This window comes from Paenibacillus sp. FSL R5-0914, from assembly GCF_038004525.1.
Taxonomy (GTDB): Bacteria; Bacillota; Bacilli; order Paenibacillales; family Paenibacillaceae; genus Paenibacillus_AQ.
This window is the reverse complement of record NZ_JBBORH010000001.1, coordinates 3,401,579-3,420,956: the sequence shown is the minus strand read 5'-3', so window position 1 is coordinate 3,420,956 and position 19,378 is coordinate 3,401,579. Positions and strand designations below refer to the sequence as shown.

The window sequence follows — 19,378 nt, the reverse complement described above, 5'->3', positions numbered from 1 at the left end:
CTTGTTGTACTTTTTATCTACATCTGTATCGTAATCTTGGCGGTGGGTACAACCTCACCATTTAGGATTGGAAGGAGTGATTTGAATGCATCAAGTGTATACTCAAATGCCGCAATTCCGCAGAACTCGCCTTCGATTAACGGTAAATCATACGGGCGACCTAATGTAATGGCCGTTACTTTGCAGCCTGCAGCCAGCAGCTTCTGAACAAGCGCAAGCTGACCTTTGTTTTCACGCGCATTGAACAAGCCGATAACAATATGCTTGTAGCCTTGTACCTTTGGCAGCGCAGCGTTGATTTGCTCCTCGCTCGGGTCAATGTCGATAATCTCATAAGCTGTATTAAAATGCTCCCCCATATATTGCGGAAAGCTAAGAGCTTGATTCAAGCTGCTGGACGCAAGATCGGTGCGGTATGAATAGGAACCCATAAATAACACTTGCTCGTCACCGGTATGAATGGGCTGGAGCTCACCTTTAATGAGGCAGATCGTTTCCGTACGCATTAGCTCATTTGCTCGGCGATGTACATCGCAGCCAACTAGTTCATAATCTAGCTCCTCAATCGTCGCATATTGTGCTTTATAAGCTAAAATTTTTGTAACAGCTGCATCAATTAGCGCTTCATCCAAATCACCGATGGCTACAGCTTCTTCGATCAAATGAATCGCTTCCTTCACTGTCTCAGGAGTATGACTAATGAATACCAAATCAATACCTGCTTTAACAGCTCCTAACGCTCCTTTTGCCGTACCATAGTATCGTTTGATCGCGTCCATTTCTAAACAATCCGATACAACTAACCCTTTATATCCTAATTTTCCTTTTAATATCTCTGTAATAATGGTATGAGACATAGTTCCGGGCACACCGGATTTTTCAATTTTCGGAAATAAAATATGTGCACTCATAATCGCTTGAGCGCCTTGCTCAATTGCGGCCTTAAACGGCAGCAGCTCAAGCTGCTCTAATTCCTCAAGTGTTTTTTCAATTGTAGGCAAGCCAATATGTGAATCGATATTTGTATCACCATGACCTGGAAAATGCTTAAGTGAGGACATGACGCCTCCATCGAGTAATCCCTTCATCATTTGAATTCCATACTGGGATACTGTTGCAACAGAATCACCATATGAACGAACATTTATGACTGGATTCAATGCATTATTGTTAACGTCCATAACTGGAGCTAGATTAAAATTAATACCTAATGCTTTCAATTCTCTGGCAGTCATTCTGCCTGCTGCATACGCATTTTCAGGTCGTCCTGAAGAAGCAATTGCCATGGCTCCAGCAACATTGGTCGCGTCTTTAGGCATACGAGTGACTCGACCGCCTTCTTGGTCGATCGTAATAAAACCCGGGATACCAGTATGTGTCGTGTACCATTGCTGCAGCTCAGTAACAAGCTCGCCTAATTGATATTTATTGTCGATATTATGTGAGAATAAAATAATATTGCCGACTTTATAATGCTCAATAACTTCCTTCAGCTCAGGAGTGATCTCGGTTGAAGGGAAGCCTGTTACGAACATTTGTCCAATCTTTTCGCGCAAGCTCATATATTCTATTGTTCTCATCAATTATTCACCTTCCTCTAGCGATATAAATGATACTGCTGTTTTATTTCTGCAAATTGCTTGCTTTCCGCTGCAAACTGTTCAAGCAGTTGCTTGGCTTGCATATTTTCCGTACGATACATGTTGTCTCCCCCCAGCAAATCGATAAATGGACGAGAGCCCTCCTTTACAGGAGGCAGGAATGAAAATTGCTCGTACAAATCTCTTATCGTAAATAATAAGGTTACCCCAACTTCTAAAGGCCTCAGCACTTGGATATCTGTAATGTAAATTTGTACCCCGCCGCATAGCTCGCCAGAATGTTTAGATGACGTTGGCTTGAAATGAACTGGACGGAAAAGCACACCCGGGATACCTTTTGCATTCATCTCATCTGCCAATTGCTGCGCTTGAATGAACGGAGCACCAATCATTTCAAATGGGAACGTTGTGCCTCGTCCTTCCGAGCAGTTCGTGCCTTCAAATAAACATGTTCCTGTATATAATAAAGCTGTTTCATATCGTGGCATTCCAAGTGAAGGATGGACCCAAGTTAATCCTGTATCCGGGAAGGACATGCTCCGTTCCCAGCCTTCCAAACGAACGACATGCAGCGATGCATTCCAATTCATTTGATCATTTGCCATCGTTGCTACCTCACCTGCTGTTAAGCCGTATCGCACGGCTAGCTCGTAATTTCCAACAAATGATTTGAAGCCGGGCTTCAAGACATTCCCTTCTACCGTTACCCCGTTAAGCGGATTAACACGATCAAGAACAACAAATTCTACGCCTGCATTTGCACAATCTTCAAGTGCATACAGCATCGTATAAATAAATGTGTAATAGCGTACACCAACATCTTGAATATCGTATACAATGATGTCTACTTCATTCAGCATTTCTTTTGTTAAACGCTTGGAGTCTTTACGGTACAAGCTATAGACTGGAACATTCGTAAAAGGATCCATGTAAGTGTCTACTACTGCCCCTGCATCCAAATCTCCGCGAACGCCATGCTCAGGTGAAAACATCGCAGCAAGATTAAAATTTTCATGTAATATAGTAATCGTTGATGCAAAATCCTTCGTAAGACCTGTCGGCGCTGTAATCAATCCTACGCGCTTACCTTCGAACAAATAACGATAATTCGTTATAGAATCAATCCCATTTAACACCATATGAAGCTGCCTCCTAGCTGCTTTTTCGCATAAATGGATAGAACAAGGGAATGTTTCCTGCTATACATAGAAACACTCCCTCTTAGCTAGTTGAATAGTTACCAAAGACTAGACTGCCTAACCTTCACCGTTTCAGCAGGCACCATAAATGCTTCTGCATATGTCTTTCTTGCTTCACAGCCGCGAACAACTGCTAGTGCTTTATAGTAATCCATGTATTTGAAAGATTTGCTATTCGTCACAAACCAATGCTTGCTTAAAGCATCTATCCATAGATCAAATGCCGCTTGATCGAAATCCACATATACGTAAGGGACATAATCAACCGCATCCTCCCAGTTTTCGGAGTAATATAATCTTGCTGCAAAGTGCGCGGGGAGCGCTCGTTCAAAGGATGATAGACTTGCGAAGAAACGGGCATCATTTACGATATGATGCGTTAGCGCATGGTCCTTATGCATACTGTTTTTCCAGTGTGTAATAATAATATTAGGCTTCACGCGACGAATTACATCACAAACCTCCATACGAATTTCTTGATTGTCAGGCAACTCTCCGTCACAATAATCATCGAATACAATGGCTTCACCGCCTAGCATATCCGCAAAAACCTGTGCCTCTTTCACTTTTTGCTGACGATATTCCTTCATATCCTGTCCTGCCGGGACCCCTCGTTCACCCGCAGTTAACGCTAGTGTCACAATGCGATCTCCCTTTAAACTATGACTAGCGAGCACACCACCAGAAGCTAGCTCCACATCACCAACATGCGCTCCAATTGCTAATACTGTGAATTTTTCGCTCATCTTTAAAGTTCCCTCCGCAATATAGAAAATTGTTTTTCAATAGTAAAGCCCGCTTTTTGATAGATTCGAAGAGCCGGATTATTATTTCCAGTGAATAGAGAGATATATTGACAGCCCACATTTTGAAAAGCTTCAACCATTCTGAAAAATAATACACTGCCAAGGCCATGACCCTCATGCTCTGGGTGCACTCCGATACCGCAAAAAAATGCTCTTCCATCAGGCTGCGAAATAATTGGACCTGCAAAGCCCACAACCTCGTTGCCGTACACGGCTACTACAAGTGGTGCGCCAACCTTCACATAAGTAACAATATCCTTCTTCCACTGCGGATTTTGCAGGGCAGCAAGCGTTGCTTCAAGCCCTGTATGTAAATCAGGGACATAAGACGTAATGTAATAGTCCTTGCTATTTGCATTGGTTTCCTTATCTAAAATATCTTCGGGAACAATAAAGCTTCCGAGTTTTAAATACATGCCGCATTGCGTCGCTCGATCTTCGTAGCCTCTAGCCATTAAAGCTTCATATAATGGCTGGTCCTTACTGATGCCCGGGGCATTATTATGCTCATGCTGAGGTGCACTTGGTATACTCCACTTCAGCTTAACAGGGTTGAAAAACAATACATCCGCTTGTCTTTTCCCAAGTTCTTGGAATCTTTTTTCTAAACGCAATAGAAAAGCATCGTAAAGCTCCAGAGAAGCCACATGGTTATCTATAATAACACTCGTAATATAACCGGCCACATCTCCAAGAGGGAGATCGTCACCGCAGCAGCCAGCTGCAAAACCAACAATCCCTTTTTCGTCACAGCCTACCCATATACAGTCAGCGTCAAAATAAGGATGGTCGATGAATGTATCTTGAAACTCTCGATCTGTAAATGGCTTATAATCATATTTTGTAGCCTCACGATTCCAAAGCTCTACAACTGCAGAGTGATCTTCAATTGAAAAGGGTCTGATTTGCAACATTTAAGCCTCCTGTGAACGTCCAATATAGGGCCAGGAAATTTTGCCCATTACTACTGGCTGTGAAGCTCCAGTTACTAGCGGGATATTGTTTGGTAAGCGCTCCATCGTGTAACACGCTAGCAGAGCAAAAGCAATTGCTTCCTTAGCATCACTATTACCACCGATATCCTCCTGCGTCAGCACCTGCACGTTATGCGGTGCAAATAAGTGCTGTAAATCACGCAAAAGCGTCTTGTTATAGCTTCCACCGCCGCCAATTAACAATTGCTCAGCCTGGTGCTGCGGTGCAATATACCGTTCATAGCTATCGACGATGCTCCAGGCAGTTAAGTACGTAGCTGTTGCAACAACATCTTCTGCTTTCCAGTTATTAACCTTCATCATTTCAATAATTTGTGCCACGTATTGTTGGCCAAACCGTTCTCTGCCTGTCGATTTTGGTAACGGCATCGTATAATATTTATCCTGCTGCATCCATTTCAATAGCTCATCAATCACTTGACCGCCCGCACCAATTTCGCCATTAACATCCATTGTCATTGGTGCAAATAATTGCGATACAAGGCCATCGATAATCATATTTCCAGGACCCGTATCAAAAGCAAATACCTCATCCGGTGAGGCATTTACAGGCAAAACAGTCACATTGCCTATTCCGCCAATATTTTGCATCAGAAGTGTTTTCTTTGGATTGTTAAACAATAAGTATTCGGTAAATGGTACTAACGGAGCTCCTTGTCCACCCATTGCCATGTCAGCAACTCGAAAGTCTGATACGCAAGGAATTCCTGTGCGATTGGCGATAACTGCACCATCCCCAATCTGAACGGTACAATGCAGATTATAACCGCCCATAACATTCCCATCCGGAGCATGATAGATTGTTTGACCATGCGATCCTACTGCGAATATTTGCGAAGGCGAAAGGCCGCATTTCCCTATAACGGATAATGTGGCTTGGGCGTATAATTCGCCAAGCCACATATTCATTGCGCCAACCTTATCAATCGTAGCGCTAGCGGGATCAAAAAGCTCAAATATGGAGTTTCTAACTTGCATCTCAAAAGGTGTGTTTTCAAAAGCCAGTAATTCAATCTCTACTCCATGTTCTTTTTCGGCTGATGGGAAAAGCTTAACTACTGCTGCATCAATACCATCTACTGATGTACCGGACATCAAGCCAACTAAGTATGTTGCATCAACTTTTGATTGTTTGTCCATTAGCCTTTCACCGCTCCAACTGTTACCCCTTCAAGGAAGTATTTTTGTAAACTGAAGAACAAAATAAACATTGGAACTGCTGAAATGGTTGCCCCCGCCATCATCGGTGCAAAGTAAGTTGTATTCGCAAAGCGAAAGTTTTTCAAGCCGACCTGAATGGTTTGCATATCCATCGTATTCGTTACTAGGAACGGCCAGAAAAAGTCATTCCATGCCGCCATGAACGTTAGGATTGCTAGTACTGCCATAATTGTTTTAGATAGAGGCATAATGATATACCAGAAGATTTTAGGCTGGGAACAACCTTCGATTTTAGCAGATTCAATAATTTCACCTGGAATGGAGGACATGAACTGCTTAACCAAGAAGATATTGTATACCGTTACTATGCTCGGCATAATCAACGCTGTGTACGTATTTTGTAATTCAAAAATGTTTACGATCAAAATATATAGTGGAACCTGAGTGACTTGAACAGGAATCATCATAGATCCCAGCAAAATAGCGAACAAAATGTTTTTCCCTTTAAATTTCATTTTTGCAAAAGCATATCCAGCAAGTGTAGCAAAAAATACGTTAGATACCGTGATACACGCTGCCACTATAAAGGAGTTCAATAACCAGTCCCATGTATGTTTGCTGAAATTAAAGAAGAATTTATAAGATTCAAATGAAATCTTCGATGGTAGGATAGAATAGCTCATTGCACCAGCTTCTACCGGATCACCGAACGAGGAGATGACCATAAAGTATATCGGGAATATGGTAGCTGCGGCAAATAGGATAAGGAACGTAATGTTTGCACCATTACGTATAAACAGATACCCTTTGCTTCTTAAGCTATTGTTGTACAAACCCATAGTATTCTGCTCCTTTTCCTAGTATTCTACATCTTTACCTATAAACTTGAATTGAAGGAATGATATAAATCCGATAATCGCTGCTAGAACTAATGATTGTGCCGCTGCCTCACCAAACTCAAAATATGTGAACGCATTGTTAAAGATTAACAAACCTACCATTGTTGTTGCATGGTCTGGTCCACCGCCTGTCATAAGATAAGCGTTTTGGAATACTTGGAAGGAACCGATAACACCAGTAACAAGTAGGAATAGCGTTGTTGGCTTAAGGAAAGGGACAACGATAAACCAAAGCTTTTGCAGGAAAGACGCGCCGTCAATTTCAGCTGCTTCATAATAGCTGTTATCAATAGCGAGTAATGCGGCTATATAAATAATAATTGCTGTACCATGACTTGATAACCATGACATTAACACAAGTGAGAACATTGCAGTTGCACTGGAACCAAGCCAGTTTTGATTTTCAATACCTAAAAAACTCACGAGCTTATTGGCAATACCTGATTTTAACGGATCGAAGATCCACAGCCACACAACAGAAAGCGCTACACCAGATGCTACGGCTGGCAAGTAATATAGTGCTTTAAAGATCGTTTGTGTTTTTTTCTTGAAAGGAATAATCAAAATTGAAATTAAAAATGATAGAAGAATATTAAACGGAACAGTTAATAGCGTATATACTAACGTGTTTTTCAGTGCTTTCCAGAAAAGTTCATCTGAAAACGAGTTAACGAAGTTATCCATGCCGACAAAAGTGGATCCTAATGGACCATATTTTTGTAAGCTGATAATAAAAGCATTGATGACTGGATATGCGGTAAATAAAGAAAACGCAATAAGTGCTACTGCGATAAACGCGTATCCCCAACCTGAGTCACTTTCGAGTTTCAATTTTTTTCTTTTAGTCAACGTTTGATTCATTGGGTCGCACCTCTCTTCTAAAAACAGTACAAGCTCTAGCTAATTTAGAAGGAAAGCTGTACGTTCTAGCTACGCACAGCTTTCACATGTCAGCCTACGACAGACTAGTCAACTACAATACCATCTTTACCGAAAGATTTAATTGCAGCTGCTTTAACTGCATCATACATTTCTTGTGGAGCAATCTCATTTGCAAGTAAGGCTTGTAGTTTAGGAATAATAACTTCTGTTTCAATTTTTAATGCTTCAGCAGCCAGATCAGTAGGAATATCTGTACGAGCCGGAAGCGCTTTTGCCATCATAGCTTTACCTGCAGCAACGTTATCTTCGTTACGAGGGAATTTTTCAAGTACTTCTGCATTACGTGCAGATTCAGTAATTGGTGATAAGAACAGCTCATTACTGTAGTTAGCAGCAATTGAACCAGAAGACAAGAAATTCGTTGCTAGGGCAATATTTTTGATGTGCTCTTCAGATGGAGCTTTTTTACCACGAAGTGCGATATAACCATCAACGATTGAAGTAGGGACATAATCAGCACCGTTGAATGTTGGGACTGGAAGTGAAATATAATCAACTTCAATAGAATCTGCAACAGCTGAACCATCGTTCGCTTTAATCTTCTCATTGTTTAGACGAGCAGAGTTTTCAAATGCAGATAAACCTTTACCTGTGATCATCGTTTGACCCGTTAGGAACATGTTCCACCGTTTACCAGCATCGATAGAGCTTAGCTCTTTAGGCATAGAACCATCGTTGATCATTTCGCGAATAGATGTAAGTAGACCCAAGAAGTTTTTGCTTGTATACGTATATTTAAGATCTTTATCGAAGTAATCTGGTAAACCTGCAGTTTTAGCAAGAATAGCTAGATAGTCTTTAGATGCTACACCAGATGTTGCGAACACGAAACCATAACGAGTAGTTTCACCTTTATCATTTTTCACTACGCCTTTAGAAATTGCATTACGGAACTCTTCATAAGTCCAACCGTTTTGTTGAATGCTTTTCCAATCAATTCCGGCTTCTTCAAGGAATTGTTTGTTACCACCGATAGTGTGGATTTCCATATACGCTGGTAGGCCGTATTGAGCGTCACCTAGTTGGAAATATTTCAATGGAACTTCGTCATAATCTGCCTTGGCTTCATCAGAAAGGGCACCGTTAAGGTCGATTAGTACATTAAGTGCTGCATATTTCGAAATTCCTGAAGCACCGATAAAAGCAATATCTGGAGGAGAACCTGCATTTACTTGAGTATCAAGTTTTTGCGTCATATCTTCCCAGCTCGCTGGCTCGATTTTCAAAGTCAAGTTAGGATGTAGTGTATTAAATTCTTTTTCCATATCAGCAAAACGTGTTTGATAGTTCGCTGATATCGGAGGTAAAAGTGCTGTAATCGTATCCTTTTTAGGCTCAGAACCACCGTTACTAGTTCCTGTGTTACCGGAATCTGTAGAAGCTGGAGCGTTATTTCCGTTTCCTCCGCAAGCCGATAATAGTGATACCATCATGATTCCTGACAAAAACAGAGTTAATCCACGTGATCTTTTTTTCATCGAAAACAGCCTCCTCAATTATTAATAGCATCCATCCTGTTATTCCACTTTTCACACCTAAACCAATGATGCGATTGCCTGTTTCAAGCGTCCTCCGTTTGCGTTAAGTACTTGTTCTGCTTCTTTTGCATCTAACCCCGATTTAATCATCATAATTGCCAGCTTACAGTTCATAGATGCTTTTTCAAGTGTTTCTGCGGCGGTTGATGTATCTACACCAGTCGTGTTCATGATGATACGAATCGAGCGATCTACGAGCTTAAAATTACTAGCCTTCAGATCAACCATCAAGTTGTTGTACGTTTTTCCTAACTTGACCATTGTGCATGTTGTCAGCATATTAAGCACCAACTTCTGAGCAGTTCCTGCCTTTAATCGAGTCGAACCGCTAATGACCTCAGGTCCTACAACAGGTGTTATACAAACATCTACAATGGGTTCGAACTTTGAGCCTCTGTTGTTACAAACACCGATAGTGGCTGCTCCAAGTTCCTTTGCTTTCGCTAAAGCTGCAATAACGTAGTTTGCACTACCGCTTGCCGAAATCCCAATAAGTACATCTTTGTTTGTTACACCAATGCTTTCGATTAATGCGATCCCTTCATCCATATCGTCTTCACAGCCTTCAACCGCAGTACGCAAAGCAATATCACCACCAGCAATATAGCCCTGCACCAAGGAAGGATCTGTACCAAAGGTAGGAGGACATTCGGAAGCATCCAGAACACCTAATCTTCCTGATGAGCCAGCTCCTATGTAAAACATTCTTCCACCATTAGACAACCTATGATGTAGAATATCTACCGCCTTTGCAATCTGCGGAATCTCCTCAGCTATAGCTCTGGGGACCAGTGCATCTTGTTGATTCATTAACTGGATCATTTCTTCCGTAGTACATTCATCAATCATTAATGTGTCTGGATTCACAGCCTCTGTTGTCAATCCCGCAAGGTAGTCATTCATAGCCATCCTCCTTCTTCCCAGCCTTAATCTGTCATGTAATTAACAAAACGCGTTAGATTAACTTACAATTATTATGTTCTTATACTAATACAACACCATCGCTTCGTCAATAGATTTTGAAATATAATTTCATAAAGAAAATAAATTCTGATGTTTTATTTCATTCCTTACACACTATGTTATACCACATTTATAAAGCGCTTACAAGATGCAATTTAAATTTTTACCAATTGCTTTGATCGCTATGGCTCTAAGGTTAAATCGATTTAAAAAAATGTATTATTTGCTGATTGTCGCTCCAAACGAAACATAAAGTTACATCATCCGTGTTCAACCGGATGATGTTTCGTCTTCGATTCCATTCATTTTCTTCCTCATAATTGTGTGCCAAGCTACTAATTATTGAATTAAACTACTTATTATATTCATTAGATCAACGTATTCATCATGTAGATAATCTGACATGGATTGATAAATAGTATATTTAAGTATACGAAGTGAATGAAATACAAAAAAAAAGAAAGCATTGATCCATGATCAATGCTTTCCTCCACATTCATTCTATCAGAACCTAATTTCTAAGTTTTTTCTTTAATATATTATGCGTTTTTGTTAAGTAGGTTTTTACTTCTTCATATTCTGCACTTGCGACACCAGCAAATAATATGTCGATGATCGTAAGCATCGCAATACGCGAGCCCATAGCCCCACTGCGGATTGTTATTTCAGGTGTGGATATGCTCAGTACAATATCCGCCCGCTCCGCAAGCTCACTTTTATTGTACTTCGTAATCGCAATACATTTCGCTCTATTCTTTTGGGCAATTTCCAGTGCATCAATAATATCACTAGTTGCTCCAGAGTTAGAAATGAAAATGGCAACATCATCTTTCTCAAGTAAAGTTGCTGCCGTGAGCTGACTATGACCATCTGTATAGGCATGACACATCTTATTAATTCGCGAGAACTTCTGTTCCCCGTCCATACAAACGAGTCCCGAAGCACCTATTCCAAAGAAAACAATTCGCTTACTATGACATAGTAATTCTACAGCTCTTGTAATTTCTTTTCGATCAATAACACTAAGCGTATCCTCAATGGACTTGCAATTATTCAATGAAATATTTGATATAATTGTCGAGAGATCATCACCTGGCTGAATATCTGTATATTGAGCCTTTGAATCCTCATCACGAGAACCCAAAGATGCCGATATACTCACAATAAAATTGCGGTATCCGCTGTAACCCATCGTCTTACAGAAACGAAGGACAGATGCATCGCTTGTCTTACTCGATTGAGCCAATTCCTTAATCGACAAATGAGGGATCTCTTCCGTATTTTCTAAAATGTAATCTCCGACCAATCGTTCAACTGGTGTAAAACTCTCTCGCATCTCACGAATTTTAATTAATACGTTGTCATTTAGACTCATAATCTACCTACTCTAGATTTAATTAACACCTTTAATAATATCATAAACAATATAAACAACCTATTTCAATAACAAAATACGTTTTGGCATATCAAAAGCTAATATTAATTAATCTATTAAAATCATCCTACTCTTAGATCATCTGGTGACTTTACGTTGATTATAGCGTAATAAAGTTGTAAGGTATAGTCGATAATTATATACTTTCTGATATGGTGAAACAAGGGACCACAAAGGTCCCCGAAGATTTTTTCTATTGTTCTCAGCATACGTAATACGCATGTATTTTTAAATTTTACTGCCGTCTAAATATGACTCGATTTGTCAACTACATTCTTTGATGTAGCACCGTTTCTTGAACCATTTAATTTGCTAGCAAGCTGCTTTAATGCAGTCAAGAACACCGGCATGTCCGCTACACTTAGTAATAATAGTGCAATGATTAATACGAATGCTACCTGTATAAGTGTCATTACGCCTGAAGGAATCAACGCGGCGCAGGTGCCTCCTAGAATAAAGGCAGCAGACAATACTACACCAACCATATAATGTGATGCCACTCAATTCTTGATCCAACATCCCTCCCCTTCAAGCTCGTTATACCGCATCATCAGGAATATGCTGTAATCAACGCCCAGGGCTGCAATCATAATGAAGCTGAAAAATGGAACGATCCAGCTCAAGATTTCACTGATTCCAAGAGAAGTAAGTACACTAGCACCAAGGAAGCAATAATGAACAGAGAACTGAACACAGAACGCGCAATGACTATTAGCACAATTATGATCCCGACCAGCATAATCACGGCTGTACGTACAAAGTCATCCTGTGAAATATTCTGTAAATCAGCATTGGTTGCAGTTGTTCCTGTTAAGGCTGCTTGCACTCCTTGCAAGTCGCTGCCATCTAACGGCATTCCAAAAGCTGTCTGCAAGTTCTTCTTCGAGCTCAAGCGAATACAGTAACTCACCTTCTTCCATCATTTTAGCGAACATCTTCAAAGGGCCATATACAGTGCAGATCAATGCCATGGAAGGCAGGGGGCGTAATAATTTCTCCTCCTTACCTGATTTGGCTATATCTAGAATGAATTTTAATAAATCACCGAATATTGCTTTGCTATTTTCGTTTAAGTAATACCCATCTTCATGCAAGCCTTTCTTTTGCGATTTTTTTGCGCAAGAAATAAAGAGTCCTTTATAATGTAATAATGTACATAAAGACGGATTTGGAGGGAAACAAATGGCAAGTCATAAATGGGTATTAATCATAGACGATGAAGATGATTTAGCTCGTCTGATGAAGGCAGTTTTACATAAAGAAGGTATTGCAGACGTTGTAACTGCCGGGACAGTTGCAGAGGGCTGGGACAAGTTTCAGGAGTATAATCCTGAACTTATCTTGCTAGATATTATGCTACCAGATGGAGAAGGATATGACTTATGCAGAAAAATTCGGGAAACATCAAATGCACCGATCTTATTTATGTCTGCAAAGGATGAGGAAATTAATAAGCTGTTAGGACTGGCGATAGGTGGCGATGATTATATTACTAAACCGTTCAGTCCGAAAGAAGTCGCTTATCGGGTAAAGGCACAACTGAGAAGAGCTGGCTTTACAGAAGAAAAAAAAGCTCCGAAAAGCTTACAAGCTGGCCCCTTTGAGCTTAGTGCCAATGAGACAGAATTAAAAAAGAATGGCGAGGTCCTCGTGCTAACCGCCAAAGAAGTCGGTTTAATGAGCTGTTTTATGCATCATCCCAATCAGATTCTAAGCAAAGAAACCTTGTTTGGACAGGTGTGGGGTGAGGACTTTTTTGGTTCCGATAATACAGTGATGGTACATATTCGGCGCTTACGCGAAAAAATTGAGGCCGACCCTTCAAATCCTTCCTTTATTTTGACGGTTAAAGGGTTAGGTTATAAATTAAATACCAAGGAGTGAGACTAGTTGAAATGGAAATTGACACTCCGCTTTTTAAGATCGGTTATGACTATTGTTGTGATCGTTGGTATTGTAAACGCGATTTTGTTCCTTTCCTTATTCGTTATAAAGGTAAATAATAATAACTTTGGCACTGAAGAAGCATCTGCAGAAACCTTTAGCCGGACCTTTTCACAATACGTAGAATTACAGGCCGGCAAACCTGTTGTGAATGAAGAAGGTCTCAAAAAACTACAAGAAATGAGCGCCTGGGTACAATTCTTGAATGACCAAGGGGAGCAAGCAGCTGCCTTTTATACCCCTGAAGAATTGAAAACAGAGTATTCTCCTATTGAAATTGTACAAATGTATAAATATAAAGAATTAGATGCACGCACGACGGTTTTTGTCAGCGAAGCCCAAAATTTCAGTTACTTTTTAGGGATTAATAATCCAAAAATAGGCCGGTACGTAATGACCTATGACTACGCTAAAATTTTCAAAGATGTTAATGTTTTTCTTTTCATTTTTTTAATCGTTGATGTGCTTATTGTAATCCTCATTGGATTTCTATTTGGGAAAAAGTTAACTGCACCCCTTCATACATTAATAGAGGGTATTCAACAGCTCAGGGAACGACGTTTTAAGAAAATGCCTACTCCCAAAGGTGTTTATGAAGATGTTTTTCGTAATATGAATGAACTATCTGAAAAGCTCGATCGACATGAAGAGGAACGTAAACGTCTCGATCAAATGCGTGAGGAATGGATTAGCAATGTTTCACATGACATGAAGACACCACTTGCTTCTATTCAAGGTTATGCAGAATTTATTAACGACAGTGCCACAGATTTAACAGCCCAAGAATTACAGGAATACACGTCAATTATCAAGAGTAAATCGATGTATATGAAAGATCTGTTAAATGACCTCAATTTAACGACACGTTTGCGTAATCACCAGCTATCCCTGCAATTTGAAGAGGTGAATCTCGTTCAGTTTCTACGAGAAATGACGATTGAACTTTTAAATGATCCGACCTTTGGTGAACGGCAGATAGAGTTTGAGGCAAATGTAGTTAAAGCCGTACATAAAGTAGATAAAAAATTACTAAAACGAGCGATCCTTAACTTTATCTACAACGCGCTTGTGCATAACGATGAAAATGTCGTGGTGAAGATTCGAGTGGAAACCATTAGTCCGCATACCCAAATTACAATTTCTGATAATGGCCAGGGTATTCCGGCTAAAGATCTGGAACAGGTTTTCGAACGCTACTATCGGGGTACAAACACAACGAGTAAGCATGGAACTGGGTTAGGTATGGCCATCGCCAGAGATATTATTTGGGCTCATGAGGGGAAACTCGATTTGACGAGCGTTGAAAATACCGGTACCACCATTACTATACTTTTATAATTCAAAATGACTTACTTATTAGGCAGAGAAAGGGGCTGTTCTCCACTTACTTTATTGGAGACAGCCCTTCTTCAATTTATTAGTTTTTTAGTGCTTTTAGCGGAATATCCTCTAATTTCACTTCATCGTATGAGGAGACTTGATCACCTTTTTTTACATACATTTTCAAGTAGGCGCCTTTACGAAGATTTTTTTGTGCATTAAATTCCAGTGGAATTGTAGTACCTTTGGCATTTGTAGCCTCTAGTGTATAAGAATAAGAGGTCATGACCGAACCATCGCTCAGTTTATATTCATGGGGTTCCCCATCCTCAGTGATTTGTAAGTAGTAATTTTCGGCATTGAAGCGATTGAAATCAATCTTGGCTATAGCAAAGACCCCTACAACTCCAATAACAAACAAAATACCCATAGTAATTAGAAATTTTTTCATCTCAATCATCCTTCTGTTCTATTATTTAGTGTGATAATACGATTGTAAGAAGCTACGGTTAAGAAATAATACAACCCGTAAATTACGGTATAAGCAATCATCCAGAGCAACACAGGTTTTGCTAAATCTATCATCAGTAGACTAGAGAATGCTTTTAAAGCCACTACACTATGCAATAACCCTACTACAAGCGGTACAACAAAGATAACGAATACCTGTGACGCAATTGATTTTCGCATTTCTTTTGCACTGACACCCATTTTATGCAGCATATTGTACTGTGATTTATCCTCTTCTGCCTCTGTTAAAACCTTAAAATAAATGATACTGCCTGTAGCAGCCAGAAATACTAGACCAAGGAAACTTCCGATAAACAGTAGAGAACCCACACCTTCCAAACTTGTTTGGTAATCTTGTGGACCACTTGAAAATAACGCTTCTTCAGGTAATTGGTTTGCAATTTTTTTAGATAAATCTACAGAAGCATCATCTACCCCAAGAACACGATAGTGCAGCACTTCCCCATCATTTTGCAACACTTTATACTGATCCTCCGAGACTACCACGGTTATACCTGCTGTACCTACATTCAATACGCTTTGCGTTTTAAAGCTTTGGAATGTGAGAGGATGGCCGTTGCCTGTTGTTATAGTTTTCCCTGTATATATTGGTGAGAACCTTTTGTCATATCCGATATCTAAAATAACCGCGTAGCTGTCCTTTACATCTAATTTTTCTTTATGTTGTAGACTTGCTAATTGGTTGTATGTTTTTTCATCGATAACTGTATATTCTCTTTTATCAGAGCTATCGAATGTTGATGGCGAGTTTAACTCTTTCGTATGAAACGTAATGGATAGTGCTTCAATATTTTTATCGTATTTTGTATCTGATACTACAGCACTCACTTGCTTGTCCATTTCTGCATCTGTGGATTGATACATAAAGGTATTCGGATTAATCGTTTTCGCCGAGTCATTCGTATTGTAATAAAGGCCATAGACCGCTCCACCGGCAGTTACTGTCGTAGCACTCAACACGGCAATCACAGTTAATGTACGTGCGTTCCCACGAATACGATAGAGCAGCTGCGAAATAGTAATGACATGAAGGCCTTTCCAAAGCCACCTTTCATTTTTCTTAATCATTGCTAACACAAAGCCAGTCACACTGTGGAACAATAAAAATGTACCCAAAATAACCGTTGTTAAAATAATTAATACAGTCAAGGGGAATCCAATTTTTTCCCATACCTTAGAAGTGAAAAGGTCCTGCATTGCAAGCCAATAGCCCAAGACAATGAGTAACACTCCAAGAAAGGCTACTATCATAGATGGTTTAGGCGCCACTTCTCCCTTTTTGGAAGCATGAAATAAATCAATCAGCTTAAATTGATAGATCAAGCGATAGCCTTGAAACGATGTTACTAAGAATATAACTAGAAATACGATAGCCGTGTTCATCGCTGCCGCCGCTGAAAATGTAAAGGGTGCTACAACGTCATAACCCATTAAATGAATTAAAATCGTCATAAATCCTTTTGAACATAGGAACCCAAGTACAATTCCTATTACTAAAGAGAATAATCCTAACAATAAATTTTCGAAAAAGAGCATAAAACCTATTTGACGATTACGTACCCCTAGCAACGCATACAATGCGACTTCTTTTTTACGCTTTTTCATAAAAAATGAATTGGAATAAGCAATAAATATGAACACGAAAAAGATGAGAATGACTGCCGCCCCACTCATTAGTGAACCAAGTTTTTGGGATGAAGCCGTCTGTTCTGCTATCGTATCGCTATATTTTAAGGTCACAAATGTAAAGTAAATGATGATACTAAACACCATCGATGCAATATATAAAAAATATTGTGAAAAGTTTCTGGCTATATTTTTTCTTGCTAGACTAAATAACGTCATCTACCTCACCCCCAATGGCCGCATGAACATCTAAGATTTCTTGGAAGAAGGCTTTGCGTGTCTGATCACGACGAAATATTTCTGTTGAAAATGAACCATCCTTGATGAAAATGATCCGGCGGCAGAAGCTTGCGGCAAAGGCATCATGAGTCACCATCATAATGGTCGAGTTGTTATTTTCATTTAAAGTGCTTAAGCTTTCCAATAAATCTGTTGCTGATTTAGAGTCAAGCGCACCTGTTGGTTCATCAGCCAAAATCAGTGCAGGCTCTGTCACGAGCGCTCTAGCCGCAGCGGTTCTTTGCTTTTGACCACCAGAGATTTGGTAAGGATATTTTGCCAGTAAATCTTCAATCCCAAATACTTTAGAAATCTGAGTCACGAGGTGATTGATTTTCTTCGCTGGAATTTTAGCAATCGCCAGAGGAAGCAATATGTTCTCCTTTACAGTCAAGGAATCGAGTAAATTGTAATCTTGGAAGATGAAGCCGAGATGTTCACGTCTGAAGTCTGACAAGGCTGCTTCCTTCATATCATGAATACTCTTGTTCTTCATATAAATCTTCCCTTCAGTTGGAGAATCAATGGTTGCTAACAAATTTAGCAAGGTTGATTTTCCAGCGCCCGAAGGTCCCATAATCCCTACAAACTCACCTTCATGAATGTCAAAAGACACGTTTTCTAAGGCTGTGTATGCAGCACTTAACTTCCCGTACACTTTTTTTATGTTTTCTACTTTTAATAATGGTTCCATTCATTTCACCTCATAATTTGCTGATACTTATACTATAGGCTGTGAACCTTACAGCAAATTCATGCCAACCTTACAATAAGCTTAAATCCAAAAAAAGGGGTACCCAGTAGCCATTTAAGACTACGGAGTACCCCTTTACGATTGAAAAGAATTCATTTTTTTCTCGTTGTATATAAATCAGAAGCTTCATCAAAGTAAAAGCGGCGTTTTTGTTTGCCAAACACGACTAATATAATATGAATGAACAACACGATCGTTAAAATGATAGAGGTCAATCCAGCACCTAGCGTTAAGAATATAGATGCCTTATAAAATGGAGAATCCATTGATATTTCCACGTTATTCAAAGTATTCGCAATGACTGTTATGAAGTACATCGCGTAAATCGCACCAAAACGTTTAAATAATCGTTTGTTAGTTTCCACTCGACTTACTTTACTGTCATAACGATAGCGCATAATTTTCGTTCCAATTGTCGATCCATTCCAAATCCATGGAATAATAAAAAAGGTTATAAAAAGCGTAATTGTACTTGCAATAAATTCACTAACCAAATTAACGTTGGTCATACTCAACATAACTTGAACTACCATGTTGCTGATAAAAATATCAATAATAACTGCCAGCAACACAGACATCCCTCTTACTTCATCAAGAGCCAATAATCTTTCTGCTTTCTCATTAATTTTCTTTTTTGATGGGAATAGCGCTAAAACAGCTGGAGCAATAAAGAAACCCAATACCCCGCCAGATGTATTCAACAATAAATCATCCACATCAAAAATGCGATAAGGGCAATTATAAATCCCGTAAATGCCGGTGACCTGTGTTATCTCATAAAATAATGTTAATAGGAATGTGAAGCCTAGAGCTTTCTTCCAGTGTTTCTTGTCTTGAAAAAAGTATCGCAAATAAACACCAAAAGGTAATAATAGCAAGAAATTAAAAAACGCTTGATAGAATGAGGGTTGGCTAAATAACAGTCGATAAGTTGCAGGCTGTGATAACACGATCCCACTATTCCCAAAGGTGTTCACTATAAATTGAAATGGCATAAGTGAATAATGTTGTGTGCCCGGTTTTTGTAGCGAACAAGTATTGCGTATCTCTGGCAACGGCAACAATACTAAAAATAACGCTGCTAGAAAGTAAAAGATAAACGAAAATGAAATCAATGTGGTGGAAAATGGTAGATAATTGTATTTTCTATATGTATAAATGAGCCATGGGATAAATAAGGCAAACGCTAAAACAACAAAAAAGATCGCTGCCACAAAGATTGGTTGAGTATATGCTGACATTTCTAGTTCACACCCCATAATTATTTAGTATTTATATTAACCATAAAACTGATTCTAATTCAACTGGAGTTGGAACATTTTATCATATTTAAGGTTCCTGTAATGTTGGCATCAATTTATTGTAAGGTTCTCAACTTATACTGA

Annotated in this window: 17 protein-coding genes and 1 pseudogene; 2 read left to right on the top strand and 16 right to left on the bottom strand. The window is 39.5% G+C overall.

Going from position 1 to position 19,378, the window contains the following annotated elements; translation table 11 throughout:
* Positions 1 to 17: 17 nt before the first annotated feature.
* The 12 genes and pseudogenes from MKX60_RS15080 to MKX60_RS31700 all read right to left on the bottom strand — a co-directional run bounded on the left by MKX60_RS15080 (position 18) and on the right by MKX60_RS31700 (position 12,633).
* Positions 18 to 1,580 carry a glycoside hydrolase family 3 protein gene (locus tag MKX60_RS15080; RefSeq protein WP_076285350.1) on the bottom strand — a complete coding sequence of 521 codons (1,563 nt, stop codon included), beginning with the start codon at positions 1,578 to 1,580 and terminating at the stop codon, positions 18 to 20.
* Positions 1,581 to 1,597: 17 nt separating this feature from the next.
* Positions 1,598 to 2,740: an exo-beta-N-acetylmuramidase NamZ family protein gene (locus MKX60_RS15075; RefSeq protein WP_341060211.1), complete on the bottom strand. Its 1,143-nt coding sequence runs from the start codon at positions 2,738 to 2,740 to the stop codon at positions 1,598 to 1,600.
* 98 nt (positions 2,741 to 2,838) lie between these two features.
* Positions 2,839 to 3,546 (bottom strand): PIG-L deacetylase family protein, encoded by a 708-nt coding sequence (locus MKX60_RS15070; RefSeq protein ID WP_076106428.1) that lies wholly within the window; start codon positions 3,544 to 3,546, stop codon positions 2,839 to 2,841.
* A 2-nt stretch (positions 3,547 to 3,548) separates the two neighbouring features.
* Complete coding sequence (locus MKX60_RS15065) at positions 3,549 to 4,520, bottom strand: GNAT family N-acetyltransferase (RefSeq protein WP_341060210.1); 972 nt, start codon at positions 4,518 to 4,520, stop codon at positions 3,549 to 3,551.
* Complete coding sequence (locus tag MKX60_RS15060) at positions 4,521 to 5,741, bottom strand: anhydro-N-acetylmuramic acid kinase (protein WP_341060209.1); 1,221 nt, start codon at positions 5,739 to 5,741, stop codon at positions 4,521 to 4,523. It abuts the gene before it with no gap.
* The gene (locus MKX60_RS15055; RefSeq protein ID WP_341060208.1) at positions 5,741 to 6,601 is read right to left on the bottom strand and encodes a carbohydrate ABC transporter permease; all 861 of its coding nucleotides are present in this window, start codon (positions 6,599 to 6,601) and stop codon (positions 5,741 to 5,743) included. The genes MKX60_RS15060 and MKX60_RS15055 overlap by 1 nt, the downstream gene beginning before the upstream one ends.
* Positions 6,602 to 6,619: 18 nt before the next feature.
* Positions 6,620 to 7,522 carry a carbohydrate ABC transporter permease gene (locus MKX60_RS15050; protein WP_060622964.1) on the bottom strand — a complete coding sequence of 301 codons (903 nt, stop codon included), beginning with the start codon at positions 7,520 to 7,522 and terminating at the stop codon, positions 6,620 to 6,622.
* A gap of 104 nt (positions 7,523 to 7,626) precedes the next feature.
* The gene (locus MKX60_RS15045; protein ID WP_036688723.1) at positions 7,627 to 9,081 is read right to left on the bottom strand and encodes an ABC transporter substrate-binding protein; all 1,455 of its coding nucleotides are present in this window, start codon (positions 9,079 to 9,081) and stop codon (positions 7,627 to 7,629) included.
* Between the two features lie 57 nt (positions 9,082 to 9,138).
* A complete protein-coding gene (murQ, locus tag MKX60_RS15040; RefSeq protein ID WP_036688725.1) occupies positions 9,139 to 10,044 on the bottom strand; it encodes an N-acetylmuramic acid 6-phosphate etherase in 906 nt (301 codons plus the stop codon).
* A 571-nt stretch (positions 10,045 to 10,615) separates the two neighbouring features.
* Positions 10,616 to 11,479, bottom strand: coding sequence for a MurR/RpiR family transcriptional regulator (locus tag MKX60_RS15035; protein ID WP_060622962.1), 864 nt, complete (start codon positions 11,477 to 11,479; stop codon positions 10,616 to 10,618).
* 305 nt (positions 11,480 to 11,784) lie between these two features.
* Positions 11,785 to 12,389: pseudogene (locus tag MKX60_RS15030) on the bottom strand (MMPL family transporter); the annotation flags it as partial.
* On the bottom strand, positions 12,325 to 12,633 hold the full coding sequence (locus MKX60_RS31700; protein WP_445670752.1) for a hypothetical protein: 309 nt from the start codon (positions 12,631 to 12,633) through the stop codon (positions 12,325 to 12,327). The pseudogene MKX60_RS15030 and the gene MKX60_RS31700, both read right to left, overlap by 65 nt.
* An 88-nt stretch (positions 12,634 to 12,721) precedes the next feature.
* Between MKX60_RS31700 and MKX60_RS15025 the strand changes: the two genes are divergently transcribed.
* Together MKX60_RS15025 and MKX60_RS15020 are read left to right on the top strand one after the other, a co-directional pair.
* Entirely contained in the window at positions 12,722 to 13,423 is a 702-nt protein-coding gene (locus tag MKX60_RS15025; protein ID WP_340971125.1) for a response regulator transcription factor, read from the top strand.
* Positions 13,424 to 13,429: 6 nt separating this feature from the next.
* Complete coding sequence (locus MKX60_RS15020; RefSeq protein ID WP_341060207.1) at positions 13,430 to 14,821, top strand: sensor histidine kinase; 1,392 nt, start codon at positions 13,430 to 13,432, stop codon at positions 14,819 to 14,821.
* 79 nt (positions 14,822 to 14,900) lie between these two features.
* Here MKX60_RS15020 and MKX60_RS15015 read toward each other — a convergent pair whose 3' ends face one another.
* The 4 genes from MKX60_RS15015 to MKX60_RS15000 form a co-directional block, all read right to left on the bottom strand.
* On the bottom strand, positions 14,901 to 15,254 hold the full coding sequence (locus MKX60_RS15015) for a YxeA family protein (protein WP_076285453.1): 354 nt from the start codon (positions 15,252 to 15,254) through the stop codon (positions 14,901 to 14,903).
* Between the two features lie 5 nt (positions 15,255 to 15,259).
* The gene (locus MKX60_RS15010) at positions 15,260 to 17,179 is read right to left on the bottom strand and encodes an ABC transporter permease (RefSeq protein WP_341060206.1); all 1,920 of its coding nucleotides are present in this window, start codon (positions 17,177 to 17,179) and stop codon (positions 15,260 to 15,262) included.
* On the bottom strand, positions 17,166 to 17,933 hold the full coding sequence (locus MKX60_RS15005; protein ID WP_042189627.1) for an ABC transporter ATP-binding protein: 768 nt from the start codon (positions 17,931 to 17,933) through the stop codon (positions 17,166 to 17,168). Before MKX60_RS15005 ends, MKX60_RS15010 begins: the two co-directional genes overlap by 14 nt.
* Positions 17,934 to 18,085: 152 nt before the next feature.
* The gene (locus MKX60_RS15000; RefSeq protein WP_341060205.1) at positions 18,086 to 19,234 is read right to left on the bottom strand and encodes a VanZ family protein; all 1,149 of its coding nucleotides are present in this window, start codon (positions 19,232 to 19,234) and stop codon (positions 18,086 to 18,088) included.
* Between the last annotated feature and the right edge of the window lie 144 nt (positions 19,235 to 19,378).

Excerpts from the sequence above, each read along its gene's own strand:
- MKX60_RS15080 (WP_076285350.1), bottom strand. The coding sequence starts at position 1,580 with ATGAGAACAATAGAATATATGAGCTTGCGCGAAAAGATTGGACAAATG.
- MKX60_RS15075 (WP_341060211.1), bottom strand. The coding sequence starts at position 2,740 with ATGGTGTTAAATGGGATTGATTCTATAACGAATTATCGTTATTTGTTC.
- MKX60_RS15070 (WP_076106428.1), bottom strand. The coding sequence starts at position 3,546 with ATGAGCGAAAAATTCACAGTATTAGCAATTGGAGCGCATGTTGGTGAT.
- MKX60_RS15065 (WP_341060210.1), bottom strand. The coding sequence starts at position 4,520 with ATGTTGCAAATCAGACCCTTTTCAATTGAAGATCACTCTGCAGTTGTA.
- MKX60_RS15060 (WP_341060209.1), bottom strand. The coding sequence starts at position 5,741 with ATGGACAAACAATCAAAAGTTGATGCAACATACTTAGTTGGCTTGATG.
- MKX60_RS15055 (WP_341060208.1), bottom strand. The coding sequence starts at position 6,601 with ATGGGTTTGTACAACAATAGCTTAAGAAGCAAAGGGTATCTGTTTATA.
- MKX60_RS15050 (WP_060622964.1), bottom strand. The coding sequence starts at position 7,522 with ATGAATCAAACGTTGACTAAAAGAAAAAAATTGAAACTCGAAAGTGAC.
- MKX60_RS15045 (WP_036688723.1), bottom strand. The coding sequence starts at position 9,081 with ATGAAAAAAAGATCACGTGGATTAACTCTGTTTTTGTCAGGAATCATG.
- murQ (WP_036688725.1), bottom strand. The coding sequence starts at position 10,044 with ATGAATGACTACCTTGCGGGATTGACAACAGAGGCTGTGAATCCAGAC.
- MKX60_RS15035 (WP_060622962.1), bottom strand. The coding sequence starts at position 11,479 with ATGAGTCTAAATGACAACGTATTAATTAAAATTCGTGAGATGCGAGAG.
- MKX60_RS15025 (WP_340971125.1), top strand. The coding sequence starts at position 12,722 with ATGGCAAGTCATAAATGGGTATTAATCATAGACGATGAAGATGATTTA.
- MKX60_RS15015 (WP_076285453.1), bottom strand. The coding sequence starts at position 15,254 with ATGAAAAAATTTCTAATTACTATGGGTATTTTGTTTGTTATTGGAGTT.
- MKX60_RS15010 (WP_341060206.1), bottom strand. The coding sequence starts at position 17,179 with ATGACGTTATTTAGTCTAGCAAGAAAAAATATAGCCAGAAACTTTTCA.
- MKX60_RS15005 (WP_042189627.1), bottom strand. The coding sequence starts at position 17,933 with ATGGAACCATTATTAAAAGTAGAAAACATAAAAAAAGTGTACGGGAAG.
- MKX60_RS15000 (WP_341060205.1), bottom strand. The coding sequence starts at position 19,234 with ATGTCAGCATATACTCAACCAATCTTTGTGGCAGCGATCTTTTTTGTT.